The sequence below is a fragment of the Streptomyces sp. NPDC057438 genome, assembly GCF_042802995.1.
In the GTDB taxonomy this organism is placed as follows: domain Bacteria; phylum Actinomycetota; class Actinomycetes; order Streptomycetales; family Streptomycetaceae; genus Streptomyces.
Map to the genome: position 1 here is coordinate 1 of NZ_JBHVDD010000174.1, position 5520 is coordinate 5520.

The following is a 5520-nucleotide window of genomic DNA, read 5'->3' on the forward strand; positions in this document are numbered from 1 at the left end:
ATCACCGTCGGCGGCCGTGACGTGACCCGGCTCGCGCCGCAGAAGCGGGGCCTGGGTTTCGTCTTCCAGCAGTACCTGCTCTTCCCGCACATGACCGTCAGTGAGAACGTCGCCTTCCCCCTCACCCTGCGGGGCGTTTCGAAGGACGAGATCCGCCGCCGGGTGGGGGAGACGCTGGAGATCGCGGGTCTGTCCGGGTTCGGCGGGCGTAAGCCGCGTGAGCTGTCCGGTGGTCAGCAGCAGCGCGTCGCCCTGTGCCGGGCGCTGGTCTACCGCCCGCCGGTCATCCTCATGGACGAGCCGCTGGGCGCGCTGGACAAGAAGCTCCGCGACCAGTTGCAGGTGGAGATCAAGACCATCCAGCAGGAACTCGGCCTGACTGTCATCTATGTGACGCATGATCAGGAAGAGGCGCTGGTCATGTCGGACCGTATCGCGGTGATGCGCAACGGTCTGATCGAGCAGTTCGACACCCCCAGGGAACTCTTCGAACGCCCGAAGACGCCGTTCGTCGCGGACTTCCTCGGCGCGGCCAACTTCCTGCCCGGCCGGGTGGAGAAGCACGACGGCGAGCACACACTGGTCCGCCTGGACGCCAGTGGTGGTCTGCTCAAGGCACGCCGCCACCAGCTCGCCCCCGGCACTTCTGTGAAGGTCGCGGTGCAGCCGGGCCGGCTCCGAGCCTCGGCCAGCGGCGACGGATTCTGTTCCGGCACGGTCGAGACCGCGACGTACGTGGGCACCCTGGTCCGCTCCGGCGTGCGGGTCGATGGCGGTGTCGCGCCGCTGCTGCGCCTGGAGGTTCCGGCCGGCCGCGGCCCCGTCGCCGGCGAGCGGGTCGGGATCACCGCCGACGCGGACGACGTCAACCTCTTCCCCACCGAACAGGGCGGGTGAGCCATGGCCACCCTCACCGCAGGCGCTCCCGCCCGCCCGCGCAAACTCCTGGCCTCGCGCCGGACCCGGGTCGGGATCCTCTACGCGCTGCCGGTCGTCATCTACCTGCTGGTGCTGTTCGTCTACCCGATTCTCAGCACGCTGTTCCTCAGTCTGAAGAACGCTGACGGATCGCTGACGCTGCACTGGTACGCCGACGCGCTGTCGGGCGTCAACCTCTCCGTGCTGTTCACCACGCTGCGGATCTCCGCGGAGACGGCGCTGTTCGCACTCGTCTTCGGGTTCGTCCTGGCCAACGCGATCTCCCGGCTCAAGCCCCTGTGGGCCGGAGTGGCCATGCTGATCGTGGTCGTGCCGCACTTCATCAGCGCCCTGGTGCGCACCTACGGCTGGATCATCATGCTCGGCGACAAGGGCATGGTGAACGAGACCCTGGCCGAGCTGTGGATCCCCGGGGCGCCGTACCAGCTCCTCTACAACGAGATCGGCGTGGTCATCGGCACCACCTCGGTGATGCTGCCGTACACGGTGCTGTTGCTGTACGGCGTGATGCGCGGCGTGGACCGCCGCCTGCTGGCCGCAGCGGCCAGCATGGGCGCGGGACGCGTGACCATCTTCCGTCGGGTCTACCTGCCATTGGTCGCTCCTGGCCTGGCCAGTGCCGGACTGCTCAGCTTCATCCTGTCGCTGGGCTACTACATCACCCCCGCCCTGATGGGCGGCCCCGACCAGACGATGATCGCCTCCCTGATCAACCGGCAGGTGACGAAGGAGAGCCAGTGGAACGGGGCGGCCGCTGAAGGCGTCATCCTGCTGCTGCTCACCTTCGCCGGACTGCTGCTGGTGAGACTCATCAGCTCCCTCGGCGCCAGCCGCAAGAAGAGGAGCGCTTCATGATGCAGCTGCGCAGCACCCTCGCCGGGCGGATCGCCCTGACCGCAGCGGCCACCTTGATCCTGCTGTTCCTGGCACTGCCGATCGTCGTCATCATCGTCACCTCCTTCAGTGACAACGCCTTCGCCGCCTTCCCGCCCGACGCCTGGACGCTGCGCTGGTACCAGGCGCTGTTCGCCGACGGCAGCAAGTGGCCGACCGCACTGTCGCTGAGCGCACTCGTGGCCTGCCTGAGCACCGTGTTCTCGCTGATCATCGGCGTGACCGCCGCGACCGCCCTGACGCGCAGCGAACTGCCGCTGCGCTCCGCGGTCTACGCCCTGGTCCTCGGTCCCCTCCTCATCCCGAACATCGTCACTGCCCTGGGCCTGTTTTTGCTGTTCGAGCCGGCGTCGATGCTGGGCAGCCCGCTCGCGATCGCCCTCGGGCACACCGTGCTGGCCTCGCCGATCGCGGTGCTGATCCTGGTGGCCACCCTGCGCGGCATCGACGAACGCCTGGAGGACGTCGCGGCCAGCATGGGGGCCGGCCGCCTGACGATCGCCCGGCGGATCACCTTCCCCCTCGCCGCACCGGGAATGATCGCGGCGGCGATCTTCTCCTTCATCACCAGCTTCGACGAGTTCTACATCTCCCAGTTCCTGTCCTCGGTCGACACCGTCACCCTGCCGGTGCAGATCTACAACTCCCTGACCTTCGACATCGATCCCAGCGTGACCGCGGTCAGCGCCATCCTCATCGCCTGCGCGATCCTCGCCCTCGCCCTGGTGGCCCTGGCGCGCTGGCTCGGCTCGGGCCGGCAGGACTCGCTGCTGTCCGTCGAGAACACGGCAGGGATCGCCGCCCCTGGAGGCGAAGCCGTATGACCACCACCACTCAGCGGCACCTGCTGCTGAACATGACCGCCAACGGATCGCTCGCGAAGCCCGGCAAGGAACTCTTCGTCGTCCGCCACGGTGAAGGACCCTACGTCGACGACGCGGCCGGCAACCGTTACATCGACGGCCTCTCCGGCCTGTACTGCTGTCAGATCGGCTACTCCTACGCCGACGAGATCGCCGAAGCGGCCGACAAGCAGCTGCACGAACTGTGCTACAGCCCCCTGTGGTCCGAATCCGCGCACCCCACCGCACTGGAACTCGCCGAGCGGCTGACGTCGCTGGCCCCCGACGGCATCGAGCACGTCTTCTTCAGCGGCGGCGGGGCCGAGGCCGTGGAGACGGCCTGGAAGATCACCCGCCGGTACCACACCCTGCGGGGTGAGCCGCAGCGGACCAAGGCCATCTCACGGCGCGGCGCCTACCACGGCCTCACCCTCGGTGCGCTGTCCTTCACCGACGATCCCGGCCTCACCGAGCCGTACGGGCCACCCGCCGTGGAGACCCACTTCGTCGCGAACACCAACCGCTCGGCCCTGGAACAGCCGCTGGACGAGGCGGCCTTCACCCAGTACCTGCTCGCCGACGTCGAGGCCACAGTCCTCGCGGCCGGGCCGGAGAGCATCGCGATGCTCATAGCGGAACCGGTGCAGAACCGCGGCGGTTGCATCACCCCGCCCACCGGCTACTGGGAGGGCTTGCGCCGGCTCGCCGACCAGTACGGGTTCCTGCTCGTCACCGACGAAGTGATCACCGCCTTCGGCCGGCTCGGCGAGTGGTTCGGCGGCGAGTTGTACGGCGCCCGCCCCGACATCGTCACCGTCGCCAAGGGCATCACCGCCGGCTACGCCCCGATGGGCGCGACCCTGATAGCGGACCACGTCGCCGAGGTCATCAACAAGCCCGGCGAAGTCCTCAACCACGGCTACACCTTCAGCGGCCACCCGCTGAGCGCGGCCATCGCCCTGCGCAGCCTCGACATCATGGAACGGGACCGGATCCTGGACAACGTCCGCGGCCACCAGGACCATCTCGCCCAGCGCATGGCGTCCCTCGGTGAGATGCCGATCGTCGGCGACGTCCGCGGCGCCGGTTTCTTCTACGCCGTCGAGCTCGTCGGCGACCTCGACGACGGCGACTTCAGCGACACCGCGCGAGAAGTCCTCGTCGCCGACCTGATCCCGCGCCGCCTGCGCGAAGCCGGACTTCTCGCCCGCGTCTACAACCGCGCCGCCCCCCTGGTCCAGATCGCGCCCCCGCTGATCAGCGACCGCCAACTGCTCGACCGCATCGCCGACATCATCGCTCAGACCCTCGCCGAGGCGTCCGACCGTCTGTGAATCACCTCTTCGAAAGGAACACCCTATGTACTCCATCGGTCCGCTGACCGTCGCCCCCGGCGAGCGCGCCCAGGGCCTGATCCCGGTCGGCACCAGCAGCTACGGCGTGGAGCTCGGTATTCCGCTGATCGTCGTGAACGGCGTGCAGGACGGCCCGGTGCTGTGTGTCGACGCGGGTGTGCACGGCGACGAGTACGACGGCCAGGAGGCCATCCGTCGCGTCTTCGCCGAGGTCGACCCGGCCACCCTGCGCGGCACGCTCGTCGGCATTCCGTGCATGAACACCCCCGCCTTCGAGGCGGCCGCCCGCACCAGCGGTCTCGACTACCTCAACCTCAACCGGATCTTCCCGGGCGACGCGGACGGCTCGTACTCGCTGCGCTTGGCCGCCACCTTCGTCGAGCAGGTCGTCCCGGCCATCGACGCCCTGGTGGACCTGCACACCGGCGGCACCTTCGGCGAGATCGCCCCGCTCGTCATCCTCCAGGGCGGCTACGAGGACCTGGCGACGGACCTCGCCCTGGCCGCCGGGCACGGGCTGGTCTGGAAGGGCGGCAAGTGGGGCGGCACGGTCCGCCACCCCACCCTCGCGGCCGGTAAGCCCGCCATCACCATCGAGGTCGGCGGCGGCACCTACCGCGAGCAGAACGTCGAGTTGCACATCCACTCGATCCGCAACATCATGCGGCAACTCGGCATGATCGACGGCGAGGCGGAGCGGAGGGTCACCTATACGGCCGTCTCCGGCACCTTCGCCCGCTCCAAGGCCGGCGGCTTCTTCCTCGGGCACGCCGAGCCGGGGGAGACCTGCAAGGAAGGCGACCTGATCGCCCACGTCGTCGACCACTACGGCAACACGCTGGAGGAGGTCCGTGCCCCACAGGACGGCATCGTGCTCTGGGTGCGCCGGATCCGTACCGTCCGCCCCGGCGACGAGGTCGTCATCTTCGGCGAGGTGCAGGGAGAGATCCGGGCATGAGCGGCGACATGCAGTTGCTTCTCGTCGGCGGCAAGCAGGTGCGGGCCGCCGACCACCGCACCCTCACCGTCCTCGATCCGTCGAACGGGACTGCCTTCGCCGAGGTGGTGCTGGCCGGCCCGGCGGACGTGGACCAGGCGGTGGCCGCCGCCCGGGCAGCGTTCACCGCGCCCGAGTGGGCCGGGCTGCGGGCCGCCGACCGGGGCAGGATCCTGTACCGCATCGCCGAGGCCATCCGCTCACAGCGTGAACGGCTGGCCCGGCTGGAGAGCCAGGACGTCGGCAAGCCGCTCCGCCAGGCCAAGGCCGATGTCGAGTCCGCCGCCCGCTACTTCGAGTTCTACGCGGGCGTCGCCGACAAGCTCGGCGGCACCACGATCCCCCTCGGCCCTGGTCTGCTCGACTACACCGTCCGTGAGCCGATCGGCGTCTCCGGCCAGATCATCCCGTTCAACTACCCGCTGCAGAACACCGCGAGGGGCTCCGCCCCCGCGCTGGCCGCGGGCTGCACGGTGGTGCTCAAGCCGTCACC

6 protein-coding genes are annotated in these 5520 nt (G+C 69.2%); all 6 read left to right on the forward strand.

All coding sequences use genetic code 11. The annotated features are described in order from the left end of the window. The coding region (locus ACFU5F_RS41945; RefSeq protein ID WP_383898901.1) for an ABC transporter ATP-binding protein at positions 1-897 on the forward strand (897 nt) is incomplete at its 5' end. A 3-nt stretch (positions 898-900) separates the two neighbouring features. After that, complete coding sequence (locus ACFU5F_RS41950; RefSeq protein ID WP_383898903.1) at positions 901-1794, forward strand: ABC transporter permease; 894 nt, start codon at positions 901-903, stop codon at positions 1792-1794. After that, complete coding sequence (locus tag ACFU5F_RS41955) at positions 1791-2657, forward strand: ABC transporter permease (protein WP_383898905.1); 867 nt, start codon at positions 1791-1793, stop codon at positions 2655-2657. The genes ACFU5F_RS41950 and ACFU5F_RS41955 overlap by 4 nt, the downstream gene beginning before the upstream one ends. Continuing rightward, on the forward strand, positions 2654-4009 hold the full coding sequence (locus tag ACFU5F_RS41960) for an aminotransferase class III-fold pyridoxal phosphate-dependent enzyme (RefSeq protein ID WP_383898906.1): 1356 nt from the start codon (positions 2654-2656) through the stop codon (positions 4007-4009). The genes ACFU5F_RS41955 and ACFU5F_RS41960 overlap by 4 nt, the downstream gene beginning before the upstream one ends. Positions 4010-4034: 25 nt before the next feature. Next, entirely contained in the window at positions 4035-4988 is a 954-nt protein-coding gene (locus ACFU5F_RS41965) for a succinylglutamate desuccinylase/aspartoacylase family protein (protein WP_383898908.1), read from the forward strand. Next, positions 4985-5520, forward strand: a 536-nt coding sequence (locus tag ACFU5F_RS41970; RefSeq protein ID WP_383898910.1) for an aldehyde dehydrogenase family protein, incomplete at its 3' end; no start/stop codon positions are given. The genes ACFU5F_RS41965 and ACFU5F_RS41970, both read left to right, overlap by 4 nt.

What these genes read in the sequence shown, in the direction of transcription:
- ACFU5F_RS41960 (WP_383898906.1), top strand. Translation starts at nt 2,654, where the DNA reads ATGACCACCACCACTCAGCGGCACCTGCTGCTGAACATGACCGCCAAC.
- ACFU5F_RS41955 (WP_383898905.1), top strand. Translation starts at nt 1,791, where the DNA reads ATGATGCAGCTGCGCAGCACCCTCGCCGGGCGGATCGCCCTGACCGCA.
- ACFU5F_RS41950 (WP_383898903.1), top strand. Translation starts at nt 901, where the DNA reads ATGGCCACCCTCACCGCAGGCGCTCCCGCCCGCCCGCGCAAACTCCTG.
- ACFU5F_RS41965 (WP_383898908.1), top strand. Translation starts at nt 4,035, where the DNA reads ATGTACTCCATCGGTCCGCTGACCGTCGCCCCCGGCGAGCGCGCCCAG.